7 protein-coding genes and 3 pseudogenes are annotated in these 11,722 nt (G+C 65.4%); 8 read left to right on the top strand and 2 right to left on the bottom strand.

Annotated features, from left to right (window positions below):
• The 3 genes and pseudogenes from ACIBAE_RS23435 to ACIBAE_RS23425 form a co-directional block, all read left to right on the top strand.
• Positions 1-182 (top strand): annotated as a pseudogene (locus tag ACIBAE_RS23435) (IS630 family transposase); the annotation flags it as partial.
• A gap of 198 nt (positions 183-380) precedes the next feature.
• Positions 381-1,070 (top strand): hypothetical protein, encoded by a 690-nt coding sequence (locus ACIBAE_RS23430; RefSeq protein ID WP_399288883.1) that lies wholly within the window; start codon positions 381-383, stop codon positions 1,068-1,070.
• Between the two features lie 126 nt (positions 1,071-1,196).
• A complete protein-coding gene (locus tag ACIBAE_RS23425; protein WP_399288880.1) occupies positions 1,197-2,159 on the top strand; it encodes a reverse transcriptase family protein in 963 nt (320 codons plus the stop codon).
• A 309-nt stretch (positions 2,160-2,468) separates the two neighbouring features.
• Here ACIBAE_RS23425 and ACIBAE_RS23420 read toward each other — a convergent pair whose 3' ends face one another.
• The gene (locus ACIBAE_RS23420) at positions 2,469-2,852 is read right to left on the bottom strand and encodes a tyrosine-type recombinase/integrase (RefSeq protein ID WP_399288892.1); all 384 of its coding nucleotides are present in this window, start codon (positions 2,850-2,852) and stop codon (positions 2,469-2,471) included.
• Here ACIBAE_RS23420 and ACIBAE_RS23415 point away from each other — a divergent pair.
• From ACIBAE_RS23415 to ACIBAE_RS23395, 5 genes and pseudogenes are all read left to right on the top strand, one after another.
• Positions 2,811-3,752 (top strand): annotated as a pseudogene (locus ACIBAE_RS23415) (SDR family NAD(P)-dependent oxidoreductase); the annotation flags it as partial. The gene ACIBAE_RS23420 and the pseudogene ACIBAE_RS23415 overlap by 42 nt on opposite strands.
• Positions 3,753-3,768: 16 nt before the next feature.
• Positions 3,769-3,867, top strand: a pseudogene (locus ACIBAE_RS23410) (histidine phosphatase family protein); the annotation flags it as partial.
• Positions 3,868-3,934: 67 nt separating this feature from the next.
• Positions 3,935-5,341, top strand: coding sequence for a hypothetical protein (locus tag ACIBAE_RS23405; protein ID WP_399288877.1), 1,407 nt, complete (start codon positions 3,935-3,937; stop codon positions 5,339-5,341).
• A gap of 217 nt (positions 5,342-5,558) precedes the next feature.
• A complete protein-coding gene (locus ACIBAE_RS23400) occupies positions 5,559-5,975 on the top strand; it encodes a hypothetical protein (RefSeq protein WP_399288874.1) in 417 nt (138 codons plus the stop codon).
• Positions 5,972-9,748 (top strand): AAA domain-containing protein, encoded by a 3,777-nt coding sequence (locus tag ACIBAE_RS23395; protein ID WP_399288871.1) that lies wholly within the window; start codon positions 5,972-5,974, stop codon positions 9,746-9,748. The genes ACIBAE_RS23400 and ACIBAE_RS23395 overlap by 4 nt, the downstream gene beginning before the upstream one ends.
• 384 nt (positions 9,749-10,132) lie before the next feature.
• Here ACIBAE_RS23395 and ACIBAE_RS23390 read toward each other — a convergent pair whose 3' ends face one another.
• Positions 10,133-11,257 (bottom strand): hypothetical protein, encoded by a 1,125-nt coding sequence (locus ACIBAE_RS23390; RefSeq protein ID WP_399288868.1) that lies wholly within the window; start codon positions 11,255-11,257, stop codon positions 10,133-10,135.
• Between the last annotated feature and the right edge of the window lie 465 nt (positions 11,258-11,722).

The raw sequence follows: 11,722 nt of genomic DNA, 5'->3' as shown, positions 1-11,722 counted from the left end.
TCAACCCGGACGAGCTGGTCAACGCCGACCTCAAACGCAGCCTGCCCCATACCCACCGGGCAAGGAACCGGGCCGAACTCGCCGCCGAGACCCGCCGCTTCTTCCACCGCCGACAGCGCCAGCCCCACATCGTCACCGGCTACTTCAAAGCCCCGCACGTCCGCTACATCCTCGACGAGTGAACCCCATGAGTTTCTGATCAATAGAGGCTGCCCCGTATAGGGTGGGGGGTTATTCAGTGAATTCTAGGTTGTGAGACCGGGAAACGCCGAGCATGGCCTGGTGGGCACTGTTACCCCCGAAAGCGCGATGGTGCGGATAGCTTGCGGATTGCGGGCACTGCGGCAGGCCACACGAACGGCTAATTAGTGAAAATATTTATGGACGAGTCAGGAAATGGAAATACCTCCCAGCCATTGATTGTCGGCGCGGTTGAACTGGGCGATGATGCAGAAGATGTTGAGGTGAGAATTCGCGATTTATACAAACGTCTAGACGCAAGGGGGAGCTTGACTGGACTTGGCAGTTTCGAAGAATTTCGCAAGGATGGTTTTCACAGTTCGAACGATCCGGTAGAGATTTCTGTTCCATTTCTAGAACTGATGCGGGCCACCTTCTTCAAGACGTATATGCTCGTCACCAATCGAACGCGCGTCCCTGGCGGTACGGAATCCGAGCGAATCGAGTTCATGTATATAAAGTTGTTGAGTGATCTATTGATCCGACATCGCAAAGAATCCGAGCTGCTTTGTCACATAGAACAGAGCGAAGAGATGGCGTCGATCATTGGTCGACTACCAAATGCCGTCACCAAGCAGGCCCACAAAACAATCGGCAAAACAGCGCCGCTGCCGAAATTGAAACTTGCAATGGTCGCCAAGCGCGATTACATGTCTACCGCCATCATCGACTATGTCATGGCAGCCGTAAGTAGATGGCTCCAAGCCGGCCGCACCTTGGACCCGAAAGGCCGACCATACAGGGGATTCCGTGAGATTGAGCCGTCCATTTCTATGCTCTATTCGTTCGAGCACGGCCGCATTTCCAGTCGAAAGGACCCACTTCATTGATATGTGATACACTCCAGCCCGAGGTAGGGCTGCGGTCAACGTTGTGCGCGAGTTCGCGCGCGTTGCATGATAGTCCTTGCACGGGAGTGTGGCCCTACCTCCTGACGTGCCACGGCAGGGGAACCAATGGCTTTTTCGGTTGATCACCTGGCGGAGCAAGCCTTCTTGTCGGTCAAGGATCTGGAATGGCTATCCGCACATCTTCCTGCAGGTGAAGGGATCTTCTATGTCCAGCGGAGGCATCGCAAGAAGCACGGCGGAATACGAGAAATATTCGAGCTGAAGTCGCCATTCGATACCATTAGCAAGAATCTACATCGAAGCTTTACGAGCCGGTTCTCGTATGAAGCTCCCGACCATGTTCACGGGTTCGTTCGTGGACGTTCCACGATCAGCAATGCCAGTCAGCACCTTGCAAAGAGGTGCGTCTTGCGCATGGATCTTGAGGACTTCTTTCCGTCCATTGGTGCCGCAACAATACGGGATTTGTTGCGAGAGCAAGGCTATGAAGAGAAGGCTGCGGAACTTGCCGTCAATCTCGTTACTATTGGCGGCAAGCTGCCAATCGGGCTGAGTACGTCGCCCCTCTTGTCTAATTTGGCTTTCCTGAGCACGGACCGCTCCCTCGCTGATTATGCACGGTCGGAGGACCTTTCTTTTACGCGCTACGTGGACGATCTGACATTCTCTGGAGATGTCACTAACCGCCACTCAGTGGATATCACTCGTATTCTCGACGACGCTGGCTGGTCGGTAAACACGCGAAAGACCGTATTCATGCGCCGCGGCGGTCCGCAATACGTTACCGGTTTGTATGTCGGAGAATCGGACGGGCCGCGGATTCCACGTAGGGTAAAGCGCAGGATGCGATGGATCTTGCACGTGATATCGAAATTCGGCTACGCCGCCTATATGACAGAGTTCGGCGGCGAGGGCGATGAGATGTTCCGGCGTCGCCTGTTGGGCTGGGCGTGCTATATCGCCGCAGTCGAGCCAGACGTGGGTTACCCACTACTCCGAGCGTTCGATGAACTAGTTGATGAAGAGGACCTGGAAGGCCATGAAGAGGGGCTATATGACCTGCCCTAAGGCGCCGAGGCACTCTGTGGACGGGCAGCCCTCTTCTGGGAAGAATCCTGGGAGATGATCTTCCTCCTGAGACCCACCGACGCCCCGCCACACCGCCTCAGGCCAACGCTCTGACCTGCATATTTACAGATCGCCCAGATGTAGATCATGGTCGAACCTCATTCGGGATGAAGAGGTCGTGGGTTCAAATCCCGCCACCCCGACGCTGGTCAGAGGCCACTTACGGATATCCGTAAGTGGCCTCTGACATGCCTGGGGGGCAAACAGGGGGCCAAAGGGATTTGATCGCGCCTTCGGCACGGGTGCCTTTTACCGCTCGGCGAAGATCTCGTCCATAGCCTTTGCCCCCTGCGTGATCGCTGGCCGGAGCTGCTTCCTGTACACAGCCTCGGTGGTCGCCTGACTGCTGTGGCCGGCCAGCAGGGCGATGCGCTCCAGCGGGATGCCGTGATCGGAGAGCAGGGACACGAAGCCGTGGCAAAGATCCCGCGGCGTCCATTCGGGATCGAGCCCCGCCTTTTTCACGATGGCACGAAAGTCGCGCCGCACGTTCGCGGCATCCAGCGGCTCTCCGCTCCGCGTGGTGAACACTCGGCCGTCGGGACGCCACTCGATCCCGCGCGAGGCGCGCTCCTGCTTCTGCCACCGCAGGTGTTCGACCAGCACGTCCACGACCTGCTTCGGAAGGGCAATCGTCCGTCAACTCTTGCCCGTCTTGGTCTCCCCGTGCCTGCGCACAGACCGCCACACGGCGACGTGCGGCGGGATGCCGTCCTCCGGGGTCAGGTAGACGTGATCCCAGGTGAGCGGTCGGGCCTCCTCGGTCCGCACTCCACTCTGCCCGCTGGAGTCGCCATACCCGCCCCCCTGAAAGGCCACACCGCCCTGGTAACCGGAGCCACCGGCGGCCTGGGCTCGGCCATCGCCCGCCGTCTCGCCGCCGACGGCGGTACCGTCGCCCTCGCGTACCTCGACGACGACCAGGCCGCAGCCGAGCTCGCCACCCACATCACCGACAGCGGCGGCACCACCATCGCCTTGGCGGCCAACCTCCGCGACGTCGAGTCCGTACGCGCCCTCTGCCACCAGGCCCACGAGCGGGTCGGTCCGATCGACATCCTGATCAGCAACGCCGGCGCCTATCCCCGCCGACCGTGGACGGAGACGACTCCGACCCACTGGAGTGAAGCCCTGGCCACCAACCTGACCAGCCACTACCTCCTCGCCCACGAGCTGACCCGTACCATGACGGCCGCCGGTTGGGGCCGGATCATCACCATCGGCTCGGTCCTTGCCACGGCGGGCCGCCACAACCTCGCCGGCTACATCAGCGCCAAGGCCGGCCTCGAAGGACTCACCCGTGCACTCGCACGCGAACTCGGCCCCGTCGGCATCACCACGACCTGTGTCGCCCCCGGTTCCATCCGCGTCCCCGCTGAGGACACCGTCGTCGACGACCCGGAAGCCATGACAGCCCGGCAGCTCGCCCGCCAGTGCGTCCAGCGCCGGGGCCGCCCGGAGGACGTCGCCGCGGCCGTAGCCTTCCTCGCCACCGAGGACGCCGGCTTCATCACCGGTCAGACCCTGCGCGTCGACGGAGGCTGGATCCTTGGCTGGCATCTGGCTCATGCGCCATGGCGCCTACGAAGGCCACCGCCCCGGCCACCACGCCCCGCACGAAGCCGTCCAGCTACTCACGGAGTCGGGCGACTGCGCCACCATGGCCTGAATCGCATTCTTGTCGTCGATATCGGGAATTCCTACCGTCCCGTTGCATGGACTCCACGGCCTTCGACGTGATCAAGCGTCTCGGTGACCTTCTGACCGTGCAGGTGAACTCATCGACCGAACTCAGCGCCGGGGTGGGGAAAGCAGCCAACGCCGTCGACCGCGAGCGGGCGAAAAAGAAGACCTCAAACGAAGGTCATGGTCCCCGCAAGCCGGACCTGCGCCAACTACCCCGGGCCGAGCGTGGTCCCCTACGGGTGACTCCATGGGATGTGCTCGCGACGTTCGCGCGCGGTACGGCCTTGGCGCGGCAAGGACGAGGCAGGGGACTGGCTGAGCACTGGCAGGGGCTGAAATACTGCCGCGCCTTTGCCGCCGACCGGCACGGAAGTCTGCGCCTTACCGATGAGGGGAAGGCGCCCGAACTGTCCTATCGGGCCATGCAGGCAAGGGAACTGGGCCGAGCGTTCGGGCTCGCCGTCGCTGAATGGGCGCTTCGCGAAAGGTATCCGGACCACCTGATCAGCATCGTCGACGCAGAAACCGTCCTGCTTCCCGGCTTCGCGCGAACAAAGCCGGCCGGGACTCTGGGCGCGAGGCCGCGGCCGGACTTCCTGCTGGAGGCATGGCGTCCCGGTGAAGGCTCCCGAGTCTTCGTGGTGACCGTGAACGGCAACCACCAGGCCGTGAAGCCGAAGACCTCCGCAAGCTCTCGCACGACATACAGGCAGCTGGCCCGGGGCAGTGAGCGCGTGGAGCGATTCCATCTGGGGCAGCGGAACGCGACTCCCGCGCTCACGACCTCGACCGAGTTCCTGGCCGCCGCCGGTGTGACGGTGCATGTCCTGCACACGGATGGAGGTGTCGAGCTTCCGGTACGACCGGCGGCCGGTGCGGATTCAGCCGATACGGCCATCGGCCGCCGGACCCTGCCGTACGTGGACTCCGTGGCCCTCCCCGAGGAACGAGGGGCGGAACGGCACAACGCATTCTTGATCCCTGAGAAGGAGTTCTCGTGGTTCAGCCGCGTCGTCGCCCGGGCGCACGCCGCCGGGCAGCTCTCCCTGGCTGGCGGCGGTGGGACTGTCGGCCAGTATTTGATCGACGAGCAGGGCCGCAAGCACTTCAGCGAAACCGCCTACGCCGGGACTGCCAGCGTCCACGACGCGAAAGCCTGTTTCGCCGGGGAGCAGTACGTCGGCACCGACCAGGTCTTCCGTATCAACGGCACGCGGGTCGAAGCGTTTTCCGGAGTGGCCGCGGATCTCTACAAGCTGCTCGCGGATGGCGAGGTGGAGGAGTACCGCCGACGGACGTACGAACGGCGGAATGACTGGCCTGAGCCGGATGCCATCGACGACTGGGGTGCGAGTTCCATCCAGCCGGACGGCACCGCACTCGCGATAAGGGTGGTGCCGGAGCAGGCATCGCCCGACGACCGTTCCCCGGGCTGACCCGTACGAGGGGTGTTCCCGGTGGAGAGGCCGGCTCTTGCCGGTCCGTGCCGACTCGGAGCAGCCCGGGCAGTGGCCGGACGCCTCTCCTCCGGCGCTGGGCGGCGTGGCCGGATGCCGTCCCTCCAGCTCAGCCCCGGCTGTCCCTCTCGACGGCCTACGTGCCAAAGTCGCTGGACAGACCAGCAAGCGCATACGCGAAGGCAAGGAGCGGCACATGCACAACGGGGGATCGCCGTGGACACTCACTGTGCCCACAGGAGGCGACACGCTCCGGCAGGAGCGTCTCACTCGGGATCTGCACGACAGCCTGCAAAGGGCAGACGATCTCGTCGTCGGCTTCCGTGACGCCCATGGACCCACCGAACCGGGCAGCAAGGGCACAGGCGTCGGTGAGGTGGCGCTCTGGGCCGCCGCCACCGCCGCCGTCGCCCGTCCGGCGTCCCAGGTCCTGATCACTCTGATCAAGGAGTGGTGCGCGAAGGAGCGGCACCGCAAGGTCGTGGTCACTGTCGGGGACGACTCCATCAAGATCACCGGTCGTCCGGACGCCGCACAGGAGCGCATGGTCCGGGAGTTCCAGGCCCGGGTCGCCGGCGACGACGGCCCCGCATCGGATGACGACGCGACGTGACCCGCTTCCACAAGCGCCGGGCTCTCCTGATCGGCAACGAGCACTACGACGATGGCCGCTTCTCTTCGCTGGCTTCCGTAAGGGCGGACGTATGGGGACTCACCCAAGTCCTGAAGCACCACAAGATCGGCAACTTCGTCTCCGTTCAGACAGAATCCGATCTCGCCGCCGATGACATGCGAGCAGTCATTGGTGAGTTCCTCCAGGAGCGCGACGATGACGAACTCGCGCTCGTGTACGTCTCCGGGCACGGTGTGCGCACCGTACGTGACGGCGGCGAGTTCCACTTCGCCGCCAAAGACACCGACTATGACCGGGTGGCCGCGACCGGAGTCAGCGCCGGGTTTCTCAACGACGCGCTGGAGGAGTGCGTCGCACCGCAGAAGATCGTGATGATCGACTGCTGCCGCAGCGGCGGGTTCGCCGTGGGTCTACGTACATCGGACCGGCAAGGTGACGGCTCCGTGGCCAAATCCGGCGAGCGGCCCCCACTGACGAGCAGGGGCGTGTACGTCCTGTCGTCCTCGCGGGCCGGGGAGGACTCGTACGCGGACGCGAGCGGCGGCGATGATGTGAAGCCGTCAGCGTTCACCGGCGAGGTCATCGAGGCGCTGCGCACGGGGAAGGTCAGCAAAGACAGCGGCAGCGCGGTGACGGTCAGCGACCTGTTCCACTATGTCAACCGGCGTATGCGTGCCCAGGACGGCAGGCGTCAAGTGCCGGTGCAGTCCGCGCTCGGCGTCGACGACCGCATCGTCATCGCGGACAGCCCCTTCGGCCGGTCCCCCATCCTCGATCCTCTGAGTCCTCGGCCCCGGGCAGCCGCCGAAGAAGCTGCACCGCCACACGCCGTGAAGTCCGCTCACGCACAACCCACCTGGACCAACCTGCTGGACTACTACCGCGAGTGCGTCCTGGCCGAGAGTGCCGAGACACCTTTGATGGACGTGAGCCGTCAGGGCACGTCGTACGTGTGCCTGGACGGCGCGGAGAGGTTCATCTCCGGCGACGTCGACGACGACGGCTGCGTCGCGCTCCCCGAGGAAGCGGGACCGCTGGTGGATTCAGCGGCGAAGGAGGACGCCGAGCTCTGGGCGGGCTATCCGGCCGTGCTCCTCACCGGGCCTCGGACCGGGAGCCCCTGGCGGCAGCCGAAGTTTGCGCCCCTGCTGGTGCGCCGGGTCGAGATCGTCCAGGAGGACGAGGGCGAGGGCGAGGTGCGGCTGAAGCCGTACGGGCCGGTCCAGCCACACCCTCAGTTGGCCCACGACTGGCTGGGCGAGGACGAGGCCAACCAGCTCATCGACACGTTTCAGCCGTCGTGGCATCGAGGACAGCACGACCGTATGGCGGTGGAGGTGCGCAACCTCCTCACCCAGGAGTTCGAGCTGCCGTGCGTACAGGAGCTCCGTCCCGACCAACTCGCCAACCACATCGACGTGCGCACACCCGGCCACGGGGCCCGCAACACCGCGGTCCTGTTCTCGGCACGCCCTCAGACGAACTTCACGAAAGGGCTTCTCAACGACTTCGCCGGCATCACCAAACAGACGGACCAGATCGGAAAGACCGCCCTCGGGGTGCTCGCGCCCGACCCCTCGCAGCGCATCCGATGCCTCGCCCACGCAGATCCCGAGCCGACGAGCCTCGTGACTCCGCTGCCCTGCAACGAGGCGCAGAGCTCGGTTCTCCGGTCCGCCATGACCCGTCGCCTCACCGTGGCCACGGGCCCACCCGGCACCGGCAAGAGCCAGCTGGTCGCCAATCTCGTGGCCACGGCGATCGCGGCAGGTCAGACCGTGCTGGTCGCATCCACCAACAACGATGCCGTGGACGAGGTATGGCGCCGATGCGACGAGCTGGTGCCCGGCAGCGTCGTGCGTACCGGCTCGGCACGGAAGACCGGCAAGAGCAACGCGGAGCACGAGGCCGCCGCGCTCCACGCGCTGCGTACCGGCCCGGAGCCGTCCACCACCGTGGCTACGGCATCCATGACGACCGCGCTGGCCACCGACCGCCTGGCAGAGGTACGGCGGCATCTGGCCCACATCGCCGAGACCGAGCTGAGGCTCCGCCAGGCAGGCGAGGCCCGAGCCCACCACGCGGAACAGCTCGGGATCACCGTCACCGAACTCCAGGAGCTGCTCGGCGGGCCGCCACTGCAGAAGGATTTGGAGAACAGCGCACGCCGCCGTTCCCGCGCGCGCTTCCTCGGATCGTGGCGCCGATCCCGATTTCTGCGCAAGGTGGGCCTGGAGGGATACACCGGTGATCCTGTGACGGGCTGCCTCGCGCTCGCCGGCTTCGCCGCGGCCGAGACGGAATGGCGTGACGGGCGCGAGCACGCGGCCGCTGTTGACGACACGGCGCTCACGCGTGCCGTCCGCGATGCGGAGAGCGCCGTCCAGGACGCTTCACACACGCTCCTCGCCACCAAGGTCCAAGCTGCCGCCTGGGTCGGACGCCGCCGCATCATGGAGCTGTTGACGGCTCGGGAGGGCAAACGCGGCGACTGGCCGCAGTTGGGAAGGGTCCTCGGGCGCTCGGGAACCTCGATGAACGCGCCCGCGGTGGCCGGATGGGCAGTCACCAGCCTCTCCGCCCGGCGTTTCCCTCCGGACCCGGCCCTTTTCGACCTCGTCGTCATCGACGAGGCCAGCCAGTGCGCCATCCCCCAAGTCCTGCCCCTGCTGTTCCGCGCACGGCGTGCCCTTGTCATCGGCGACCCCATGCAGCTGACGCACATCACGAACACCAGCCCACACCGCGAGGCTCTCATCCGGCGCGGGAACGGGCTGCGGTCCGACTGGCTGGAGAAGCACCACCTCGCCTACCGGCGCCACTCCGCCTTCCACGCGGCCGAGCAATCCGCAGGCGGCACGCTGCTTCTCGACGAGCACTTCCGCTGCCATCCGCATATCGCCGAGATCTCGAACGACTTCTTCTACGACGGTGGGCTGACCGTTCTCACCGACACCCGTGGCCGTCCAGCTCTGGCAAATCGCTCCGCCGTCATCTGGACAGATGTGGCCGGGCGGGCAGCCCGGCCCCTGTTCGGTGGCTCCTGGTTCAACGAGAACGAGATCAGCAAGGTGCGCGAGAGCGTCCACTATCTGCTGGGCCAGCTCCCGCCCGAGGCCACCGTCGGTGTCGTCACCCCCTTCACGGCACAGGCCGAAACCCTGCGCAAGCGGCTGCGCCCGTACGACGAGGAGCGTCTGCGTATCGGCACGGTGCACACCTTCCAGGGCGGTGAACGCGACGTCATGGTGTTCTCCCTCGTCGTGGGCGAAGGCATGCACCCGGGTTCCGTCGCATGGGTGGGTGAACAGCTGAACCTGTGGAATGTCGCCGTCACCCGGGCCCGCAGTCACCTCATCGTGGTGGGAGACAAGAGACTCTGGCGAAAACGGGGAGGCGTGGGGGCCGCGCTGCTTGAGGCCGCAGAGCGGGACGGCCTGGCCCCGGGAGGTGAAGACGAGGACGCGCTGCTCAAACGCCTGTACCAGGCCCTCTCCCGAGCGGAAGAAGCCACTGTCACGCTGGGCGAGACCGTTCACGGGTATCCCACGGACGCCGTGGTGCGCGGCGTCGGCGGAGCTGCCCCCCGAGCCGTGCTTCTCGATCGAGGAGTGGAAGAGAACGGCGACGCGGCACGCCACCTCCGGCTCATGCTGCACCGCCGGAATCTGCTGGGCGGTGGTGACGGTGAGGCCGAAGCGGCGCGTTGGCCGGCCTGGCGGCTGTACGACACCGACGAGCAGCGGGGGTGACCCTTCGGGCGTTCCGACAACTCGACGAAGTACCGCGTCTGATGTCGTGCCCCGCCAGGGGTTACGGGTCAGCTCTTGACCAAGAAGCTCTCTACTTCAACCGTCCGGAACACCTTGAGCGCCGCCGCCTTCCTGCTCTGCGCACAACGACTCGAGTGCCACTTACGGCTATGCAGCCATCAAGGACGTGCTGGACTGCGAGTACAGAATGAGAGTTTCGGCGCGTTCGCCGCGCGGATGCGGAGAAGAGGGGCACGCTGTGGTCACATCCGGGTGGATCCGCTGCAGCAGACCCGAGGCACCATGGACTTCCTCCCGGCCCGCGGCGAGAGCCTGACTTCCTGAAGTATCCCGGTCAGGATCCACTAGGACGCTGCCTGACAATCAGCGGCGGAATCCACGGCGGGGATCTCGCGCCTGGACGTTCAGAAACGTTTCGAACCAGGCAGCGACACGGAGATCGCCGATGGCCATGTGCTGGTTCGTCTCGCCGTCCGGGTCCTCGATTCCGTCGAAGCGAGAGTTGTAGAGCATCAGCACGTCGGTGTCCTGGAAGAAGACTTCGGAGCACATGTCGAAGTCGTAGTCGTCCCGGTGGGTGGGCAGCCTCCCGTGGTCACCAGCGTCATCGCCTTCGTCCCTGCGGTCTCCCGCGTCGCGGATGGCGAGGTGAAGGGCAAGTTCCTCGGCCGTGCAGGTGGGCTCCGGCCACTGCCCGCGTTCGAGGTCACCGGCGAGGTCGTCGGCGGCCCGGGCGAACCGGCGGCGCCACTGGAGGTCGGCCGCGAAGGTCAGCTTCGGGAGATAGGCGAACACTCCCCATTGGCCGTCGTGCTCGTCTGGCACCACCGGCCTGTCACCAAGTTCCTCACTGTCGTCGTACGCCTGATCGGCGAGCACGCACAGTTCCGTATAGAGGATGTCGGCGGTTCGGGAGGTGAGTTGCCACCGGCACCGCTCGTCTTCGCACTCCGGATCGTCGCAGTGCAGCGCCTCCGGCTCGAACAGCGCCGCGAAGTCCGGGGGCTTCTTCCTGGTCGACGGCGGCGCCGGCTCACCTCGGCGGACAGCCGCTGTGTACCGCCAGCCCGCGCCGAAGTCGGCGACCACCGCTTTCTCGCTCCAGTCGGCGACCTCATGCCCGTTCTCGGTGCGCAGCCGCAGGCCCTGAGAGGTAACCGTGACCGTGTCCGCACCCTCGATCTCGCTGTCGGACTCCCCAAGCCACATGACGGCCCCGACGACGTCCTCAGGGTCGTCGCCCTCAAGGTCGTCGTTTAGCTGGGGCTCCCAGCCTGCGCTCCTAGCTGCCTTCAACACGGCCTGCTGGTCATGCACGTGGAACTCTCGGAGTACCTCTACCCGAATGACCGGACCAGCCAGATCAGCGAGCCGTGCGTCGTTCGGGGTGCGCACGGCGCGCGTGACCGCGTCGACGTCATTGCCCTCGTCCACGTCGTCGTCGCCATCGGCGATCTGCTCCCACTTCAGGAAGCTGCCGGCAGGCATGGGCCAGACGCCCGCGAGAGCGTGCCGTGCGGCACTGCGGAGGGAGGAAGCCGGAGCATCCGGCAGCTGGGCGGACAGCCTCTCCAGCGGCTCGGGATTCCAAGCATCGGCGGAAGAACCGATGGCCTGTTGGAGGATGCCCACTGCTTGCTGCGCGAGTTCGGGGTGCCGACAAGTGAGAACGGCCTGCAGTGAGGCAGGGCCCTCTCGGTGGTGGACGAGAGCGAGGATGCGGCTCTTGCTAGGGGTGTGCTCGCAGTGGAAGCCGCGGAGCGCGGCCATGGTCGGCTGAGCAGACATGCGGAGGACTCCGAACATCGGGCGCACGGGACCGTGCGTGGAAGCGAGTGGAGTTCCGCTGGTGGGCACGCTGCTGACGCGCCTCCGGACGGCGAAGACTAGTGCGCTCGGCTGGTTCACCCGGTGCTACCGGGAGTCCGGACCTGGCTTCCACAGCTTACTCAC

Origin of the sequence: Streptomyces sp. NPDC051569 (assembly GCF_044454085.1) — a bacterium.
Classification (GTDB): domain Bacteria; phylum Actinomycetota; class Actinomycetes; order Streptomycetales; family Streptomycetaceae; genus Streptomyces.
This window is presented reverse-complemented; position numbering and strand designations above follow the sequence as displayed.